The following is a 17,357-nucleotide window of genomic DNA, read 5'->3' as shown; positions in this document are numbered from 1 at the left end:
CACGAATGCGGGGCGTTCAGGTTTGCCGTTACGCAGCTTGCTGGAAGCCGGGCAGCGATGCGAAGCGCGCCAGGTGATGATCCACGTCGCCCAGCGTCGTGTTGATCATTGTCAGCCGCTTGAACATGTGCGCGGCCGGCAGTTCGTTCGTCACGCCCATGCCGCCGTGCAACTGCACCGCTTCCTGGCCAACGTCACGCGCGGCCTGGCCAACACGCGCCTTAGCCGCAGACACGTAGCGGCGGCGCGCCTCGACATCGCCATCCTCAAAATGCGCAGCAGCCAGATACGTGATCGAACGCGCCTGCTCGCCATGGATGAACATGTCGACCATGCGATGCTGCAACGCCTGGAAGCGCGCGATGGGCACGCCAAACTGCTGGCGGGTCTTGGTGTACTCCAGCGTTGCGGCGTTCAGCGCGTCGATCAGGCCGACCGCTTCTGCGCACAGCAGCACGCAGCCCAGATCAGCCACAGCGTCGATGGTCTCCCACGCTTCACCAGCCTTGCCCAACAGCGTCGCAGACGCGTTGTCGAGGCGGATGTCAGCCGCGTGCAGGTTATCGATCGTGCGGTAGTCCTTGACCGTCACGCCGGCGGCATTGCGGTCGACGACGAAGAGCGAAAGGCCCGACGTATCACGCGCCTCACCGCCGGTGCGCGCCGAGACGATCAGCTTGTCGGCCTGGGCGCCATGCACCACAACCGCCTTCTCGCCGGTGAGCGTCCAACCGCCGGCCTGCTGCGCCGCACGCGTGGTTACGTTGAAAAGCTCGTAGCGCGATTGGGGCTCGCCGAATGCAACGGCCAGCTTCAAGGTGCCGCCAGCGACTTCTTCCAGCAACGCATCCTGGCCGCCTGTGAGCTTCAGCGCCTGCGCGCCAAGCACGGTGGCCTGATATGGCTCCACCACCAGGCCGCGACCCAGTTCCTGCATCACCACCAGCAGGTCCATCGCGCGGCCGTCAAAGCCGCCTTGTGCTTCCGGCACCGGCAATGCTGTCAGACCCAGTTCGGCCAGCGCATCCCAATGGGCCTGCGACACACCTTCGGGCGAGTACACCACCTTGTTGCGTGCCTCGAAGCCGTAGTCCTTGTCGATGAAGCGGCGCACTGCATCGGCCAGTTGCTTCTGTTCGTCGGTGAACGAGAAATCCATGTTTGTCTCCGCTATGTGTTCTGTCGCCGTTCTGCTCAGACGCCAAGGATCATCTGCGAGATGATGTTGCGCTGGATCTCGTTCGACCCGCCGTAGATCGAGGTCTTGCGATAGTTGAAGTAGTACGGCGCGAGCGGCGCGGCATCGTTGTCGCCCGTCACGGCCTGCAAGGTGTCGCCTTCCAGGTAGCTCGGATCGAACGGCTGGGCGTACGGTCCCACAGCCTCGACCATCAGCTCGGTCAGCATCTGCTGGATCTGCGTACCCTTGATCTTGAGCAACGACGCCTCAGGCCCAGGGCCCTTGCCAGCGTTCTCGCTCGACACCACACGCAGCACCGTCATCTCCAGTGCCAGCAGTTCGATTTCCAGCGAGGCCACCTTGGCACCGAATACCGGGTCCTGCAGCAGCGGCTTGCCGTTCTTCTGGTGTTGCAGAGCGACGCGTTTTAGGAACGCCAGTTCGCGCTTGGAATTGCCCACACGCGCTATGCCCGTACGCTCGTGGCCGAGCAGATACTTGGCGTACGTCCAGCCGCGGTTCTCATCACCGATCAGGTTTTGAACCGGCACCTTCACGTTGTCGAAGAACACCTCGTTCACTTCGTGCTCTTCGTCCAACATGATGATCGGGCGCACGGTGATGCCCGGCGTCTTCATGTCGATCAGCAGGAACGAAATGCCCTCTTGCTTCTTCGCGTCGGGATCCGTGCGGACCAGGCAGAAAATCATGTCGGCGTGTTGGCCGAGCGTGGTCCAGGTCTTCTGGCCGTTGACGATGTAGTAATCGCCTTCGCGCACGGCCCGTGTCTTCACCGAGGCCAGATCGGAACCTGAACCTGGCTCCGAATAGCCCTGACACCACCAGTCGGTGCAATCAACGATGCGCGGCAGGTAGTAGCGCTTCTGCGCTTCGTTGCCGTACTTCATGATGACGGGCGCGACCATGCTGACACCGAACGGCAGCACGCCGGGTGCGCCGATTTGCGCGCACTCTTCGTCCCAGATGTGTTTTTGGATGGGGGACCATCCGGTACCGCCCCACTCGACCGGCCAGTGCGGCACCGACCAGCCCTTGCCCGCGAGCGCCTTGTGCCAGCGAACGAAATCTTCGCGGTTCAGACGGCGGTGGTTCAACACCTTGTCTTGGATATCCTTGGGCAGATTGGCTTCCAGCCAGCCGCGGACTTCCTGGCGGAACGCATCATCGGCCGCCGAGTAGTTCAGATCCATGCCTGTCTCCTGTGGTTGGCTCCCCACCGTGGCAAATCGGTGGAGAACGTTCTGTCGGACCGGCGCGGACCTGAATCGGGGCAGCTAGTGCACGGGCTGCTTGAGCGCGTCGGGCACCAACAGAGGCATCACGTCGATGCCTTCCTCCGCCAGTTCCTGCGCTTCCTCCCGAGACGTCGTCCCGCGAATGCCCCGCTCCGGCGCCTCGTTGTAGTGCATACGGCGCGCCTCTTCTGCAAACCGGTCGCCGACGTCCTCGGTATTGGCCAGGACATGGCGCACGGCTTTCAGATAGAGCTGTTGCAGGGCTACGGGCGCACCGCCCTCGCCTTCGGCCGCCTTGGCGGCACCGCCCTTCTGGACGGTCTCCGCACGAGACGACGATAGATTCAGGCGCGGCGCACTCGGCAAGCGCTCAACCTCGTTGTGACCGCAAACTGGGCACGTCAACAGCCCGCGCTCTTGCTGCGATTGCAGGTCGGCATCGGAGCCGAACCAGCCTTCGAAGCGGTGGTCATTGGCACAGCGGAGGTCCAGCACTTTCATGATCGGTCCAGCGCATGGGGATGAGTGTATCCCCGATTCGAAAATTTGTGAACGGTCGTGCTAATTTTTTCGCACGACCGTTCGCTATGATAACGACGATAGGAAAATGGGGTGATCCAGCGCGGATTGCAAGCGGCTCAGACCGCACCTGGAGTCCATGCTCCGGACAGGATCTTCTCGAGCCAGAACGTGCCGATGATGGTCTTCACGTCGGAAATCTTGCCTTCGCGCACCCAATCGATCAGTTGGCCGGCCGGCGTGACGAAGGTCTCAAGAAATTCACCCTCATCCAGCATCGCCTCACCCTGCTTGAGATCGCGCGCGAGATAGATGTCGATGAACTCGGTGGAATACGAAATGACCGGATGAATTCGCGTGAGGTAATCCCAGCGCTCGGCCGTGTAGCCGGTTTCTTCGCGCAGTTCGCGCTTGCCGCACGTGAGCGCACCTTCCTGCGGATCGAGCTTGCCGGCCGGGAATTCAATCATCACCTTGCCGACCGGGTAGCGGAACTGACGCTCCATCAGCACGGTGCCGTCATCAAACAGCGGAATCATCATCACCGCGCCCGGGTGGATGAGGTACTCGCGGCTGGCGTTGCGGCCGTCCGGCAGGCGGACGATGTCCTGCTTGAGCGTGAGAAACTTGCCCTGATGCATCAACGCAGAGGCGACCTGCGTCTCGCGCAGACCGGCATCCGGGTCCTGCGTCGTATCAGGGGTGGCGTTCAGCGGGGTGTGATCGGACATGGCGCTCTCTCATGCCGAGACAGCGAGAGCCTGCCCGGCGGGAATTAACGGGAATCGCGAGGATGGCGAACCAGGTATTGCCACGTAAAGCCGGGAAACGCGAACACCAGCATCAGGCAAGCGGTGATCGCGTAAAACTGCCAGCCTTGCGGAAACGCATTGCCCTGGCTCGATTCGATACCAAAGCCGATCAGCCCTACCACAACGTACATGGCAATCAGCTCGGTGCCGCGCAGCCAGAACGGCTTGCGCGGCCAGCGTGCCGGCACCAGCGCCAGCACACGTTGGTTGACGAACGGCAGGTTGGCACAGATCAGTGCCAACACGATGACAAACAAACCGCCCGTCGACGTGCTCATGGCGCTCGGTGTGTTACGAAGCCAGCGTCAGGCGGATTGCCTGATAGCACACGGCCATGAGGCCTGCCGGAAAGATCCCCAGCAACAGCACCAGCAAGCCATTGACCGACAGCAGCGAGCGCAGGCCGAAGGTGGCCTCCACGGGGCCTTCGTCAGCCGGCGCATCGAAGTACATGACCTTGATGACACGCAGGTAGTAGAACGCACCCACCAGCGAAAACAGCACCGCCACGACGGCCAGCCACGGCATGCCGGCATCGACCACCGCGCCCAGGACCGACAGCTTGGCGTAGAAGCCAACGGTCGGCGGCAGGCCGGCCAGCGACATCATGATGAACAGCATCAGCAACGCAAACCACGGGCTCTTCTTCGACAAGCCCTTCAGGTCGGCAATCTCTTCCGCCTCGTAGCCCTTACGCGCCAGCAGCAGGATGATGCCGAAAGCGCCCAGTGCGGTCAGCACGTAGGTGATGGCATAAAACATCGAAGCGCTGTAGGCCTGCGCCGTCAAATCGGGCTTGCCGGAGCTGACGCCTGACACCAGGCCCAGCAGCAAGAACCCCATATGCGAAACGGTCGAGTAGCCCAGCAGACGCTTGAAGTTGGTCTGCACAACGCCGGTGATATTGCCGATGGCCAGCGACACGACGGCCAGCACGATCAGCATGTTCTGCCAGTCAAACGCCAGCGGCAGCAGGCCTTCAACCAGAATGCGCAGCGTCATCGCGAACGCAGCGACCTTCGGTGCGCCGGCAATCAGCAGCGTCACCGCCGTCGGCGAGCCTTGGTACACGTCCGGCACCCACATGTGGAACGGCGCTACACCCAGCTTGAAGCCCAGACCGGCAACGATGAACACCACACCAAACACGAGGATCGTCTTGTTGATCTCGCCGTTCTTGATGGCGTCAAACACCTTGCCCAGCTCCAGCGAGCCGGTCGCGCCGTACAGCATCGACATGCCGTACAGCAACAAGCCCGATGCCAGTGCGCCCAGGATGAAATACTTCATGGCCGATTCGGACGACACGTTCGAACGGCGACGCAGCGCAACCAGCGTGTACGACGCCAGCGACAGCAATTCCAGGCCCAGATAGAGCACGAGGAAGTTGTTGCCGGTGATCATCACAACCTGACCGCCCAGAGTGAACAGCGCGAACATGTAGAACTCGCCTGCATACATGTCGCGGTCGGCCAGATAGCGGCGCGTGTAGACCAGCGTGGCAAACAGGGTGAGCGAACAGAACGACGCCAACACGTTGGCCATCGGGTCGATCACAGCCATGTTGCCAAAGACGTAGTGGGTCTCACCGTTCGCAGCATTCAGCCCGAACCACACGGTCAGCACCAGCGTAATCACCAACGAAACCGGATACGCCACGCTGCTTCGTTTCTGGCCGCGGGCCAAGTCAATCCAGTTGACGGCACCAATGCCCAGCGCGAGAAAAACGATTGGGGCAAAAGCCGCAATAGAGGAGGACGATTGCATAGTTTCTTCTCGCTGCTTACAGCTTCGACTGAGCCACGTGGGTCAGCAGGTTGACCACGGACGCATGCATGACATCGGTGAAGGGCTTCGGATACAGGCCCATGTACAGGGTGGCGATCGCCAGCACACCCAGCATGAAGAACTCACGGCAATTCAGGTCCTTCAACTCGGCCACGTGCTTGTGGGTCACATCACCGAAGATCACGCGCTTGACCATCCACAGCGAATACGCTGCACCAAAAATGAGCGCCGTGGCGGCCAACAGACCAATCCAGAAATTGAACTTGACCGAACCCAGGATCACCATGAATTCGCCAACGAACCCCGAGGTTGCCGGCAGGCCGCAGTTGGCCATCGCAAAGAACACGGACAGCGCCGCGAACTTCGGCATCGTGTTCACCACACCGCCGTAATCGGCAATCTGGCGCGAGTGCACACGGTCATACAGCACCCCGATACACAGGAACATCGCGCCGGAAATGAAGCCGTGCGAGATCATTTGAACGATACCGCCTTCGACACCGATCTCGTTGAAGATGAAGAAGCCCAGCGTGACGAAGCCCATGTGGGCGATCGACGAATACGCGACCAGCTTCTTCATGTCGGCCTGCACCAGCGCGACCAGGCCGATGTAGATCACAGCGACAAGCGAGATCGCGATGATGAATGCCGACAGGCTATGGCTGGCATCCGGCGCGATCGGCAGCGAGAACCGCAGGAAACCGTAGGCGCCCAGCTTCAGCATGATGGCAGCCAGCACCACGGAACCGCCGGTCGGCGCTTCCACGTGGGCGTCCGGCAGCCAGGTGTGCACCGGCCACATCGGCACCTTCACGGCAAAGGCCATGAAGAACGCGAGGAAGATCAGGATCTGCTCGTTCATCGACAGCTTGACCTGATGCCACTGCAGGATCTCGAACGTGCCGCTATGGAAGTACAGATACAGCAGCGCAACCAGCGTCAGCAACGAGCCCAGCAGCGTGTACAGGAAGAACTTGAACGCTGCGTACACACGGTTCGGGCCGCCCCACACGCCGATGATGATGTACATCGGAATCAGCGTGGCTTCGAAGAACACGTAGAACAGCAAACCGTCGAGCGACGCAAATACGCCGATCATCAGTCCCGACAGGATCAGGAACGCGGCCATGTACTGCGCCACGCGCTCGGTAATCACTTCCCAGGCGGCAATGACCACGATGACGGTGATGAACGCGGTCAGCACCACGAACCACATCGAGATACCGTCGACACCCAGGTAGTAGCTGATGTTAAAGCGCTCGATCCACGACGATTTCTCGACGAACTGCATCGCAGCCGTCGTCTTGTCGAAACGCGTGATCAGCGGAAGCGTCATCACGAAGCTGATCAGCGAGCCGATCAACGACATCCAGCGGACATAACCGGGATTGCGGTCTGAGCCCGAGGCCAGCACCAGCACGCCGAAGAAGATCGGCAGCCAGATCGCAAAAGACAGAACCATTTTTGTAATCCCTTATTTGCCTGCCAGGAACACGAAATACGTCAGCAGCCCAACCGTGCCGATGATCATCGCGAACGCATAGTCATAGATGAAGCCGGACTGGAGCAGGCGCACGACAGTCGCGAACCAGCCCACCAGACGCGCACTGCCGTTGACGACAACGCCGTCGATCACGCCCTGATCGCCGCCCTTCCACAGGCCACGGCCAAACTTGACCGCACCGTTGGCGAAGACGATCTCGTTGATCTTGTCCATGTAGTACTTGTTGTCCAGCAGCTTGTAGACGCCAGAGAAACGCTGGGCGATCGCTGCCGGAATATCCGGGCGCTTCAGGTAGAAGAACCACGACAGCACGACGCCCGCCAGCAGCAGGATGAACGGTGCCGACGTGAAGCCGTGCAGCGCCATCTCGACCCAGCCGTGGAAGTCTTCGGCCAGCACCTTCATCGCTTCATGGTTGTCAGCATTGAAGATGACTTCCGAGAACACCACGCCGTGCTTGAAGAACTCGCCGAACAGCATCGGCTGGATGGCCATTGCGCCGATGATGACCGACGGAATCGCCAGCAACACCAGCGGCACTGTCACCACCCAGGGCGACTCGTGCGGCTTTTGTCCCGGGGCCAGACCATGGTGGTGATCGTGGTCGCCCTCGTCCTCTTCATGGTGATCGTCGTGGTGGGCGTGGGCCTGGCCGAAACGCTCCTCACCGTGGAACACCAGGAAGTACATGCGGAACGAGTAGAACGCAGTCACGAACACGCCTGCCAGCACCGCCCAGTATGCGAAGCCTGCGCCCGGCAGGTGCGATTCACGCACCGCTTCGATGATCGAATCCTTCGAATAGAAACCTGCGAAGAACGGCGTGCCGATCAACGCCAGCGAACCCACCAACGACGTCAGCCACGTGATCGGCATGTACTTGCGCAGGCCGCCCATGTTGCGCATGTCTTGATCGTGGTGCATGCCGATGATGACCGAGCCCGCGCCGAGGAACAGCAGCGCCTTGAAGAACGCGTGCGTCATGAGGTGGAACACGGCCACTTGGTAAGCCGATGCGCCCAGCGCAACGGTCATGTAGCCCAGCTGAGACAGCGTGGAGTACGCCACCACACGCTTGATGTCTGTCTGGATGACGCCCAGGAAGCCCATGAACAGCGCGGTGATGGCGCCGATGATCAGCACGAACGACAGCGCGGTGTCCGACAGCTCGAACAGCGGCGACATGCGCGCGACCATGAAGATACCGGCGGTCACCATGGTGGCCGCGTGAATCAGTGCGGAAATCGGCGTCGGACCTTCCATCGAGTCCGGCAGCCACACGTGCAGCGGGAACTGCGCCGATTTACCCATCGCGCCGATGAACAAGCAGATACAGGCAACCGTCAGCATGTGCCAGTCGGTACCCGGGAAGCCGATCGTGGTCAAGTTGTCGCGGGCGGCGAACACGTCTGCGTAGCTCAGGCTACCGCTATATGCCAGCAGAAGGCCGATACCGAGCACGAAGCCAAAGTCACCCACGCGGTTGACCAGGAACGCCTTCATGTTGGCGTAGATGGCCGTCGGACGCTTGAACCAGAACCCGATCAGCAGGTACGACACCAGACCCACCGCTTCCCAGCCGAAGAACAGCTGAAGGAAGTTGTTGCTCATCACGAGCATCAACATCGAGAAGGTGAACAGCGAGATGTACGCGAAGAAACGGTTGTAGCCGTCGTCTTCGGCCATGTAACCGATGGTGTAGATATGCACCATCAGCGAGACGAAGGTCACCACGCACATCATCATCGCCGTGAGCGAATCGATGAGGAAACCGACTTCCATCTTCAGCGAGCCAACCGTCATCCACTCATAGACGGTGCCGTTGTAGCCGGCGCCATTGATGACGTCGGACAGCGTCAACGCGGACAGAATGAAGGCGATCGCAACACCGAGGATGGTGACGCTGTGGGACGCCGTGCGGCCGATCTTCTCGCCAAAGAACTTGGTGCCGAACAGCCCGGCGATCGCCGCGCCGGCCAGCGGCGCGAGCGGAATCGCCAGCAGCAGGTTGGGATTGAGCGTGGTAGCCATGGAACGCTTCTTATAGATGGATGCGGAGGTCAGCCCTTCAGGCTGTCCAGATCGTCGACGTTGATGGTGTCCAGATTACGGAACAGCACCACCAGGATGGCGAGACCGATCGCGGATTCCGCCGCGGCCACCGTCAGGATGAAAAACACGAACACCTGCCCTGCCAGATCGCCCAGGTAGTGGGAGAACGCGACGAAGTTCAGGTTGACCGCCAGCAGCATCAGTTCGATCGCCATCAGCAGCACGATGACGTTCTTGCGGTTCAGGAAAATGCCGACGATGCTGATGGCAAACAGCACGGCGCCGAGCACGAGGTAATGGGCAAGGGATAGCGAGGACATATGGGTTCTCCCGGGGCTCAGCTCTTGGATTCAGCCGAAGCTGCGCCAGCAGACTTTTCCGCCGGCATCGAGACCAGACGCACGCGGTCCTTGCGCTTCACGCGGATTTGATCGGACACGTTCTGTGCCTTGGTGTCCTTGCGGCGGCGGGCGGTCAGGGCGACGGCCGCGACAATCGCCAGCAGCAGCACCGCGCCAGCCACTTCAAAGGCATAGATGTAATCGGTGTAGATCAGCTTGCCGAGCGCCTGCGTGTTCGGACCGGTAAAGCCCTTCGGCAACTCCTGCACGGGCTGCACGCGCCCCATGAAGGTCTTGGTCAGCACCACCGCCATTTCCAGGATGATGACCACGCCCACGAAGGCTGCCATCGGCACGTAGGTCCAGAAATCGCGTCGCAGGTGTTCGATGTCGATATCGATCATCATCACCACGAACAGGAACAGCACCATCACCGCCCCAACGTAGACCAGCACCAGCGTGATGGCGAGGAACTCCGCCTTGAGCAGCATCCAGATCGCCGCCGCGGTGAAGAACGAGAGCACGAGGAACAGCGCCGCGTGCACCGGGTTCTTCGCGGTGATGACCTTCAGCGCTGCGAGCACCAGCACGAGCGCGAAACAGTAGAAGATGATCGTCGTGATTTCCATGATCCTGGCACGGGCCGTTTTGCGGCACGCGCTTGTCCAAAGCCGCGATGGCGTCACGCCACCGCAACTGGTTGGCTCTCGAAGAGCCGTTGTCCAACCGGGATGTCAACTGCGCCGCCCGCCAACTGCACGGCGGGCGTCCTGAATCAGCGGTACTTTGCGTCGGCCGCCTTGTTGGCCGCAATTTCCGGCTCGAAGCGATCACCCACGGCCAGCAGCATGTCTTTGGTGAAATACAGGTCGCCGCGCTTTTCACCGTGGTATTCCAGGATGTGCGTCTCGACGATGGCGTCCACCGGGCAGGCCTCTTCGCAGAAGCCGCAGAAAATGCACTTGGTCAGGTCGATGTCGTAGCGCGTGGTGCGGCGGGTACCGTCGTCGCGCTGGTCCGACTCGATCGTGATGGCCAGGGCCGGACACACCGCTTCGCACAGCTTGCAAGCGATGCAGCGTTCTTCGCCGTTCGGATAGCGACGCAGCGCATGCAGACCGCGGAAGCGCGGCGACAGCGGCGTCTTCTCTTCCGGAAAGAGAACAGTGATCTTGCGCGCAAACAGGTAGCGCCCCGTCAGCGCCAGGCCCTTGAAGAGTTCCTTCAGGAGCAGGCTGTTAAAAAATTCCTTGATGGCAAGCAACATGGTGCCTTCCTATTGTCCCGTTACTTCCAGATGTTCCACGGCGACACCAACCAGATGGCGACGACGACAAGCCAGCCCACAGTGAGCGGAATGAAGATCTTCCAGCCCAGACGCATGATCTGGTCATAGCGATAACGCGGGAACGATGCTCGCAGCCAGATGAAAACCGACAGCAGCAGGAAAACCTTGATCAGCAGCCAAAAGAAACCCGGAATCCAGTTGAGAACCGGTGCGTCGATCGGCGAAGCCCAGCCGCCCAGGAACAGCGTCGCCGTCAGCGCCGAGATCACGATCATGTTGATGTACTCGGCCAGGAAGAACAGCGCGAACGCCATGCCCGAGTATTCGATCATGTGGCCGGCCACGATTTCCGATTCGCCTTCCACCACGTCGAACGGGTGGCGGTTGGTTTCAGCCACACCCGAGATGAAGTAGACGCCGAACATCGGCAGCAGCGGCAACCAGTTCCACGACAGGATATTGATGCCGTGACCCGCAAAGAAACCGCGGTTCTGCGAGTTAACGATGTCCGACAGGTTCAGGCTGCCCGTCACCATCAGCACCGTCACGAGCGCGAAGCCCATAGCGATTTCGTACGAAATCATCTGCGCCGAGGCGCGCATCGCACCCAGGAACGCGTACTTGGAGTTCGAAGCCCAGCCGGCCAGGATCACGCCGTACACGCCCACCGAGCTGATCGCCATCACGTACAGCAGGCCAGCGTTGATGTTCGACACCATGGCTTCGGCCTGGAACGGAATCACAGCCCAAATAGCCACGGCAGGCATTAGCACCATGAGCGGCGCGATGATGTACATGCCACGGCTGACCGCGCTCGGCACCATGACTTCCTTGAGCAGCAGCTTGAGCACGTCGGCAATCGGCTGCAGCAAGCCCATCGGGCCCACGCGGTTCGGGCCCAGACGCACGTGCATCCAGCCGATCAGCTTGCGTTCCCACAGGATCAGGTAAGCCACGCACAGCAGCAGCGGCAGAATGATGCAGACCGCACGGACCAGCGTCCAGATCAGCGGCCACCACCCACCGAAGGTGGAGGTACCGAAAGAAGTAATCGACTCGATCATGTTGACCCTTACACCGTAGCCGCCAGCGCGGACGATTCAACCTTCTCAACGCTTACCGCGCCGAACATGGCACCCAGCTGAGCCGAAGCCTCGGTGGCGGCGGGCACGCGGATCACGCCGGAAGCCAGCGACTTGTCCAGCACGGCCGGCAGCACCACACTGCTCTGCCCTTGCGTCACGCGCACGGCGTCCCCATTGGTCAGGCCCAGTTGTGCATAGAGGTCAGCCGGCAAGCCAGCGCGCACGGCGGCGCGTGCTGCAGCCGTCAGTTGCAGCGAACCCGCGCGGCGCACGATCGGATCGGCGTGGTAGATCGGCACATCGGCCAAGCGTTCGATGCCGGCTGCCGCGGCAGCCGGAGCAGCGGGCTGCGCAGTCGTCGTATTCGACAGACGGGCGGTGACCGGCTTGGCCAGCACTTCGTCGCGCACCACTTCCGAACTGTCGTATTCGAAGCCCGACACGTTCAGCAGGTTGCCCAGCACACGCAGGACCTTCCATGCGGGACGCGAATCGCCCAGGCTGCGCACAACGCCGTTGAAGCTTTGCGGCAGACCTTCGCAGTTGACGAAGGTGCCCGACGTTTCCGTGAACGGCGCCGTCGGCAACAGCACGTCGGCATACTCGAGTGCAGCGCGGGAAGCAAACGGCGCCAGCACAATCACAGTCTCAGCCTGGTCCAGCGCTGCACGGGCCTGTACCGGGTTCGCGGTATCGAACTCAGGTTCAGCGCCCAACAGCACGTAGGCGCGACGCGGCTGTGCCAGCATGGCGGCAGCGTCCAGGCCATTGCCTTGGGGCAGCGCACCGGCAATGTAGCCACCGACGGTGTTGGCCGCTTCGGTCAGGAAGCCGAGCGTCGCACCGGTCTGCTGCGCCACCCACTGGGCCAGCGCGTGCAGTTGCGAGAATTGCGGATGCGCCACTGCAGCGTTGCCGAGGAACACGGCCTTGCGCTCGCCCGACGCGAGGCTTGCAGCGATGCGCTGGGCAACGTCGCCTGCCTGGATGCTGTCGGTGCCGCCCGGACGGGCTACGTTGTTGGCGGCAGCCACGGCCACGGCCACTTGAGACAGCAGCGACAGCCATTGCGACGGCGCACCCAGCAGTTGCGTGGCGGGCATCAGCAGATCTTCGCCGCCGGCGCCGATCACGTTCAGTTGCGCGCCCTTCTTGCCAGCCTGCCGCAGACGCGCAGCCAACAGCGGATGGTCCTTGCGCAGGAAAGCACCCACCACCAGCGTGCGCTGCAGCAGCGACACATCGGCGATCGGCAGGCCCAACCACGGAGCACCCGTCGGCTTGACGGAGAAATCGGACTGACGCAGACGGAAGTCGACGTTGTCGCTGCCAATACCGCGCACCAGCTTTTGCAGCAAGAACAGCTCTTCCAGCGTGCTGTGCGGGCTGGCCAACGCACCGATCTGCTCGGCGCCGTGGTCTCGCTTGATTTCGTTCAGGCCGTTGGCAACGTATTCCAGCGCCGTGGTCCAGTCGACGGCCTTCCACTGACCGCCTTGCTTGAGCATCGGCTGCGTCAGACGATCGTCGCTGTTCACGCCTTCATAGGCGAAGCGGTCCTTGTCGGAAAGCCAGCATTCGTTGATGGCTTCGTTGTCCAGCGGCAGAACGCGCATCACACGCTGGTTCTTCGTCTGGACGATCACGTTGGCACCCAGGCCGTCGTGCGGCGACACCGACTTGCGGCGTGCCAATTCCCACGTACGGGCCGAATAGCGGAACGGCTTGCTGGTCAGCGCGCCGACCGGGCACAGGTCGATCATGTTGCCCGACAACTCGGAGTCAACGGTCTGGCCGACGAACGTGGTGATCTCGGAATGCTCGCCGCGGTTGAGCATGCCCAGCTCCATCACGCCGGCAATTTCCTGACCGAAGCGGACGCAACGCGTGCAGTGAATGCAGCGCGTCATCTCTTCCATGGAGATCAGCGGGCCCACGTTCTTGCGGAACACCACACGCTTCTCTTCCTGGTAGCGCGATTCAGACTTGCCGTAGCCCACCGCCAGATCCTGCAATTGGCACTCGCCACCCTGATCACAGATCGGGCAATCCAGCGGGTGGTTAATCAGCAGGAACTCCATCACGGACTTCTGCGCCTTCACCGCCTTCTCGGAGTTTGTGAAGACTTTCATGCCCGCGGTGACGGGCGTGGCGCAGGCCGGCAGCGCCTTGGGAGCCTTTTCGACCTCGACCAGGCACATCCGGCAGTTGGCCGCGACCGACAGTTTGCGGTGATAGCAGAAGTGCGGAATGTAGGTGCCCGTCTGGCGAGCCGCCTCCATCACCAGGCTGCCTTCGGCAACCTCGACCTTCTTGCCATCGATTTCGATTTCAACCATGTTCTGCCACGCTTAAATGTAGGTGGGCACCATGCACTGCTTGTGTTCGACGTGATACGCGAACTCATCCCAGTAGTGCTTGAGCATGCCGCGGACCGGCATCGCGGCGGCATCGCCGAGCGCGCAGATGGTCCGGCCCATGATGTTTTCGGCCACGTTGTTCAGCAGGTCCAGATCTTCCTGGCGCCCCTTGCCGTGTTCGATGCGGTCGACCACACGGTACAGCCAGCCAGTGCCTTCGCGGCACGGCGTGCACTGGCCGCACGACTCTTCGAAGTAGAAGTAGGACAGGCGCAGCAGCGACTTCACCATGCAGCGCGTTTCGTCCATCACGATCACAGCGCCCGAACCCAGCATCGAACCGGCCTTGGCGATCGAGTCGTAGTCCATGTCGGAGGCCATCATCAGGTCAGCCGGCACCACCGGCGCCGACGAACCACCCGGGATGACCGCCTTGAGTTTCTTGCCACCGCGCATGCCACCGGCCAACTCCAGCAGCTTGGAGAACGGCGTGCCGAGGGGAATCTCGTAGTTGCCCGGACGCTCCACGTCGCCGGACACCGAGAAGATTTTCGAGCCGCCGTTGTTCGGCTTACCCATCTTCAGGTAGTTGTCCGGACCGATGGCCAGCAGGAACGGCACCGCGGCAAAAGTTTCGGTGTTGTTGATGGTGGTCGGCTTGCCGTACAGGCCAAAGCTCGCCGGGAACGGCGGCTTGAAACGCGGCTGGCCCTTCTTGCCTTCCAGCGATTCGAGCAGCGCGGTCTCTTCGCCACAGATGTACGCGCCATAGCCATGGTGCGCGTGCAGCTGAAAGTTGAAGCCGGAGCCCAGGATGTTGTCGCCGAGGAAGCCTGCAGCGCGCGCCTCTTCAAGCGCCTGCTCGAAGATCTTGTATTCGTTCCAGATCTCGCCGTGGATGTAGTTGTAACCCACGGTGATGCCCATCGCGTAGCCGCCGATGGCCATGCCTTCGATCAACGCGTGCGGGTTGTAGCGGATGATGTCGCGATCCTTGAACGTACCCGGCTCGCCCTCGTCCGTGTTGCAGACCAGATACTTCTGCCCCGGGAACTGGCGCGGCATGAAGCTCCACTTCAGACCGGTCGGGAAGCCCGCACCGCCACGGCCACGCAGGCCCGACGCCTTCACGTCGGCAATGACCTGCTCGGGGGTGATCTTCTCGGTGAGGATGCGCTTGAGCTGCTGATAGCCGCCACGCTTGACGTAATCTTCGAGGTGCCAGTTGTCGCCGTTCAGGCCGGCGAGAATCAACGGCTGGATATGTCGATCGTGCAGAGAGGTCATTTACTTGCCTGCTCCGTTGGTCAGCGCCTTCGACTGGAGATCGGCGATCAGCGCGTCGAGCTTCTCGTTGCTCATGAAGCTGCACATGTGGGTGTTGTTGACGATCATGACCGGCGCATCACCGCACGCGCCCATGCACTCGCCTTCCTTCAGCGTGAAATTGCCGTCGGCGGTGGTCTCGTTGAAACCGATGCCGAGCTTCTTCTTCAGGTAATCAGCCGCGCGCTCGCCGCCCGACAGTGCGCACGGCAAGTTCGTGCACACCGACAGCTTGAAGCGGCCCACCGGTTTGGTGTCATACATGTTGTAGAACGTCGCCACTTCCTCGACCCACACCGGCGGCATTTCGAGGTACTCGGCCACGAACTGCATGACTTCGGGCGAGACCCAGCCTTTCTCGCTCTGCGCGACCGCCAGCGCCGCCATCACGGCGGACTGCTTCTGGTCGGCGGGATATTTCGCGACCGCCCGGTCGATTTCCTTGAGAGCTTCTGCTGATAGCATGTTCGTTGCGATTGGTGCGGGACGCGGGGCGTGTCGCTTAATTGCTTTACCCCGGCGTGCGTCCTCGTTTCACAGCCGCGCTTGCCTGCGCGTCAAACCGTTGTTTCTTGCGGATTCAGCGATCGATCTCGCCAAACACGATGTCTTGCGTACCGATGATGGTCACCGCATCGGCAATCATGTGACCCTTCGCCATTTCGTCGAGTGCGGCCAGATGAACGAAGCCCGGTGCGCGAATCTTCAGGCGGTACGGCTTGTTGGCACCGTCGGAGATTGCATAGATGCCGAACTCGCCCTTCGGGTGCTCCACGGCGGCATACGCCTCGCCTTCGGGCACATGCATACCTTCCGTGAAGAGCTTGAAGTGGTGAATCAGCTCTTCCATGTTGGTCTTCATGTCCACGCGCGACGGCGGCGCCACCTTATGGTTATCGGTGATCACCGGACCCGGGTTTTTGCGCAGCCACTCGATGCACTGGCGGATGATGCGATTGCTCTGGCGCATTTCTTCCACGCGCACCAGATAACGGTCGTAGCAATCGCCGTTCACGCCAACCGGGATGTCGAAATCGATGCGGTCGTACACTTCGTACGGCTGCTTCTTGCGCACGTCCCATTCGATACCCGAACCACGCAGCATCGCACCGGAGAAGCCCTTGTTAAGCGCACGCTCCGGGCTCACCACGCCGATACCAACCAGACGTTGCTTCCAAATCCGGTTGTCGGTCAGCAGCGTTTCGTACTCGTCTACGTACTTCGGGAAGCGGTTGGTGAAGTCTTCAATGAAGTCCAGCAGCGAACCCGAACGCGTTTCGTTCAGGGCGGCCAGGGCCTTCTCGTTGCGCACCTTGGATGCCTTGTATTGCGGCATCGTGTCAGGCAGGTCGCGGTATACGCCGCCTGGACGGTAGTACGCTGCGTGCATGCGCGCGCCCGACACTGCCTCGTACATATCGAAGAGGTCTTCGCGCTCGCGGAAGGCATACAGGAACACCGCCATGGCACCCACGTCGAGCGCGTGCGAACCGATCCACATCAGGTGGTTCATGATCCGCGTGATCTCGTCAAACATGACGCGGATGTACTGGGCACGCAGCGGCACTTCAAGCCCCAGCAGGCGCTCGATTGCCATCACATAGGCGTGCTCGTTGACCATCATCGACACGTAGTCGAGGCGGTCCATGTACGGCACGCTCTGAATCCAGGTCTTCTGCTCGGCGAGCTTCTCAGTCGCGCGGTGCAGCAGTCCGATGTGCGGGTCGGCTCGTTGAATGACTTCGCCGTCCAGCTCAAGCACCAGGCGCAGCACGCCGTGCGCGGCCGGGTGTTGCGGACCGAAGTTCAGGGTGTAGTTCTTGATATCTGCCATGATCGGGCGCCC

Annotated in this window: 16 protein-coding genes; all 16 read right to left on the bottom strand. The window is 61.4% G+C overall.

Annotated elements, in window-relative coordinates; genetic code table 11:
* Window positions 1-28 precede the first annotated feature (28 nt).
* Complete coding sequence (locus R2N16_RS16115; protein WP_316666731.1) at window positions 29-1,159, bottom strand: acyl-CoA dehydrogenase family protein; 1,131 nt, start codon at window positions 1,157-1,159, stop codon at window positions 29-31.
* Between the two features lie 35 nt (window positions 1,160-1,194).
* The gene (locus tag R2N16_RS16110) at window positions 1,195-2,391 is read right to left on the bottom strand and encodes an acyl-CoA dehydrogenase family protein (RefSeq protein WP_316666730.1); all 1,197 of its coding nucleotides are present in this window, start codon (window positions 2,389-2,391) and stop codon (window positions 1,195-1,197) included.
* Between the two features lie 84 nt (window positions 2,392-2,475).
* Window positions 2,476-2,937, bottom strand: a complete 462-nt coding sequence (locus R2N16_RS16105; RefSeq protein ID WP_316666729.1) for a DUF1178 family protein — start codon at window positions 2,935-2,937, stop codon at window positions 2,476-2,478.
* A gap of 137 nt (window positions 2,938-3,074) precedes the next feature.
* A complete protein-coding gene (locus tag R2N16_RS16100) occupies window positions 3,075-3,686 on the bottom strand; it encodes an NUDIX hydrolase (protein ID WP_316666728.1) in 612 nt (203 codons plus the stop codon).
* Between the two features lie 44 nt (window positions 3,687-3,730).
* A complete protein-coding gene (locus R2N16_RS16095; protein WP_092969578.1) occupies window positions 3,731-4,045 on the bottom strand; it encodes a DUF2818 family protein in 315 nt (104 codons plus the stop codon).
* Between the two features lie 13 nt (window positions 4,046-4,058).
* Window positions 4,059-5,534 carry an NADH-quinone oxidoreductase subunit NuoN gene (nuoN, locus tag R2N16_RS16090; RefSeq protein WP_316666727.1) on the bottom strand — a complete coding sequence of 492 codons (1,476 nt, stop codon included), beginning with the start codon at window positions 5,532-5,534 and terminating at the stop codon, window positions 4,059-4,061.
* Between the two features lie 16 nt (window positions 5,535-5,550).
* Window positions 5,551-7,017, bottom strand: a complete 1,467-nt coding sequence (locus R2N16_RS16085; RefSeq protein ID WP_316666726.1) for an NADH-quinone oxidoreductase subunit M — start codon at window positions 7,015-7,017, stop codon at window positions 5,551-5,553.
* A 12-nt stretch (window positions 7,018-7,029) separates the two neighbouring features.
* Complete coding sequence (gene nuoL / locus R2N16_RS16080; protein WP_316666725.1) at window positions 7,030-9,090, bottom strand: NADH-quinone oxidoreductase subunit L; 2,061 nt, start codon at window positions 9,088-9,090, stop codon at window positions 7,030-7,032.
* Window positions 9,091-9,119: 29 nt separating this feature from the next.
* Window positions 9,120-9,431 (bottom strand): NADH-quinone oxidoreductase subunit NuoK, encoded by a 312-nt coding sequence (gene nuoK / locus R2N16_RS16075; protein WP_004630788.1) that lies wholly within the window; start codon window positions 9,429-9,431, stop codon window positions 9,120-9,122.
* Window positions 9,432-9,448: 17 nt separating this feature from the next.
* A complete protein-coding gene (locus R2N16_RS16070; protein ID WP_027681035.1) occupies window positions 9,449-10,081 on the bottom strand; it encodes an NADH-quinone oxidoreductase subunit J in 633 nt (210 codons plus the stop codon).
* 146 nt (window positions 10,082-10,227) lie between these two features.
* A complete protein-coding gene (nuoI, locus tag R2N16_RS16065; RefSeq protein WP_003261939.1) occupies window positions 10,228-10,719 on the bottom strand; it encodes an NADH-quinone oxidoreductase subunit NuoI in 492 nt (163 codons plus the stop codon).
* A gap of 20 nt (window positions 10,720-10,739) precedes the next feature.
* Window positions 10,740-11,804, bottom strand: coding sequence for an NADH-quinone oxidoreductase subunit NuoH (nuoH, locus tag R2N16_RS16060; RefSeq protein ID WP_316666724.1), 1,065 nt, complete (start codon window positions 11,802-11,804; stop codon window positions 10,740-10,742).
* 8 nt (window positions 11,805-11,812) lie between these two features.
* The gene (gene nuoG, locus R2N16_RS16055; protein WP_316666723.1) at window positions 11,813-14,164 is read right to left on the bottom strand and encodes an NADH-quinone oxidoreductase subunit NuoG; all 2,352 of its coding nucleotides are present in this window, start codon (window positions 14,162-14,164) and stop codon (window positions 11,813-11,815) included.
* A 12-nt stretch (window positions 14,165-14,176) separates the two neighbouring features.
* The gene (gene nuoF, locus R2N16_RS16050; RefSeq protein WP_004630799.1) at window positions 14,177-15,472 is read right to left on the bottom strand and encodes an NADH-quinone oxidoreductase subunit NuoF; all 1,296 of its coding nucleotides are present in this window, start codon (window positions 15,470-15,472) and stop codon (window positions 14,177-14,179) included.
* The gene (nuoE, locus tag R2N16_RS16045) at window positions 15,473-15,976 is read right to left on the bottom strand and encodes an NADH-quinone oxidoreductase subunit NuoE (protein ID WP_316666722.1); all 504 of its coding nucleotides are present in this window, start codon (window positions 15,974-15,976) and stop codon (window positions 15,473-15,475) included. It abuts the gene before it with no gap.
* A gap of 115 nt (window positions 15,977-16,091) precedes the next feature.
* Window positions 16,092-17,345, bottom strand: a complete 1,254-nt coding sequence (locus tag R2N16_RS16040; protein WP_009241062.1) for an NADH-quinone oxidoreductase subunit D — start codon at window positions 17,343-17,345, stop codon at window positions 16,092-16,094.
* Between the last annotated feature and the right edge of the window lie 12 nt (window positions 17,346-17,357).

This window comes from Ralstonia psammae, assembly GCF_958405935.1.
Taxonomy (GTDB): domain Bacteria; phylum Pseudomonadota; class Gammaproteobacteria; order Burkholderiales; family Burkholderiaceae; genus Ralstonia; species Ralstonia psammae.
The sequence above is the reverse complement of the archived record's forward strand: the minus strand, read 5'-3'. Positions and strand labels throughout refer to the sequence as shown.

Excerpts from the sequence above, each read along its gene's own strand:
- R2N16_RS16115 (WP_316666731.1), bottom strand. The coding sequence starts at position 1,159 with ATGGATTTCTCGTTCACCGACGAACAGAAGCAACTGGCCGATGCAGTG.
- R2N16_RS16110 (WP_316666730.1), bottom strand. The coding sequence starts at position 2,391 with ATGGATCTGAACTACTCGGCGGCCGATGATGCGTTCCGCCAGGAAGTC.
- R2N16_RS16105 (WP_316666729.1), bottom strand. The coding sequence starts at position 2,937 with ATGAAAGTGCTGGACCTCCGCTGTGCCAATGACCACCGCTTCGAAGGC.
- R2N16_RS16100 (WP_316666728.1), bottom strand. The coding sequence starts at position 3,686 with ATGTCCGATCACACCCCGCTGAACGCCACCCCTGATACGACGCAGGAC.
- R2N16_RS16095 (WP_092969578.1), bottom strand. The coding sequence starts at position 4,045 with ATGAGCACGTCGACGGGCGGTTTGTTTGTCATCGTGTTGGCACTGATC.
- nuoN (WP_316666727.1), bottom strand. The coding sequence starts at position 5,534 with ATGCAATCGTCCTCCTCTATTGCGGCTTTTGCCCCAATCGTTTTTCTC.
- R2N16_RS16085 (WP_316666726.1), bottom strand. The coding sequence starts at position 7,017 with ATGGTTCTGTCTTTTGCGATCTGGCTGCCGATCTTCTTCGGCGTGCTG.
- nuoL (WP_316666725.1), bottom strand. The coding sequence starts at position 9,090 with ATGGCTACCACGCTCAATCCCAACCTGCTGCTGGCGATTCCGCTCGCG.
- nuoK (WP_004630788.1), bottom strand. The coding sequence starts at position 9,431 with ATGTCCTCGCTATCCCTTGCCCATTACCTCGTGCTCGGCGCCGTGCTG.
- R2N16_RS16070 (WP_027681035.1), bottom strand. The coding sequence starts at position 10,081 with ATGGAAATCACGACGATCATCTTCTACTGTTTCGCGCTCGTGCTGGTG.
- nuoI (WP_003261939.1), bottom strand. The coding sequence starts at position 10,719 with ATGTTGCTTGCCATCAAGGAATTTTTTAACAGCCTGCTCCTGAAGGAA.
- nuoH (WP_316666724.1), bottom strand. The coding sequence starts at position 11,804 with ATGATCGAGTCGATTACTTCTTTCGGTACCTCCACCTTCGGTGGGTGG.
- nuoG (WP_316666723.1), bottom strand. The coding sequence starts at position 14,164 with ATGGTTGAAATCGAAATCGATGGCAAGAAGGTCGAGGTTGCCGAAGGC.
- nuoF (WP_004630799.1), bottom strand. The coding sequence starts at position 15,472 with ATGACCTCTCTGCACGATCGACATATCCAGCCGTTGATTCTCGCCGGC.
- nuoE (WP_316666722.1), bottom strand. The coding sequence starts at position 15,976 with ATGCTATCAGCAGAAGCTCTCAAGGAAATCGACCGGGCGGTCGCGAAA.
- R2N16_RS16040 (WP_009241062.1), bottom strand. The coding sequence starts at position 17,345 with ATGGCAGATATCAAGAACTACACCCTGAACTTCGGTCCGCAACACCCG.